Consider the following 305-nt stretch of genomic DNA (forward strand, 5'->3'; position numbering starts at 1 on the left):
GCGGCCCTGCGCGCTCAGTGCGTTCGCGAGCCCGAACAGGGCGAGCGGAAACGGCGGGTGCAGCGCGAGGGCCGCTTCGAATGCGGCGGCGGCCTCGGCATGGCGGCCGAGCGCTTCGAACGTGTTGCCGAGGTTGAAATGCGCGGCCACGAAGCGCGGCTCGGCGGCGAGCGCGGCCTGGAAGTGCGCGATCGCGTCGTTTGCGCGCCCCATCGCGTTCAGCGCCATCGCGAGATTGTTGTGCGCGCCGGCGTGTCCGGGGCGCAGCTCGAGTGCGCGATGGAATGCGGCGAGCGCGTCGTCGT

The 305-nt window shown here is 72.5% G+C and carries 1 protein-coding gene; it reads right to left on the bottom strand.

What is annotated here, in order from left to right; all coding sequences use genetic code 11:
- The coding region (locus SB751_RS29310) for a tetratricopeptide repeat protein (RefSeq protein WP_410748941.1) at nt 1-305 on the bottom strand (305 nt) is incomplete at both ends.

The sequence above is a fragment of the Cupriavidus sp. SIMBA_020 genome (genome assembly GCF_046535395.1).
In the GTDB taxonomy this organism is placed as follows: domain Bacteria; phylum Pseudomonadota; class Gammaproteobacteria; order Burkholderiales; family Burkholderiaceae; genus Cupriavidus; species Cupriavidus campinensis.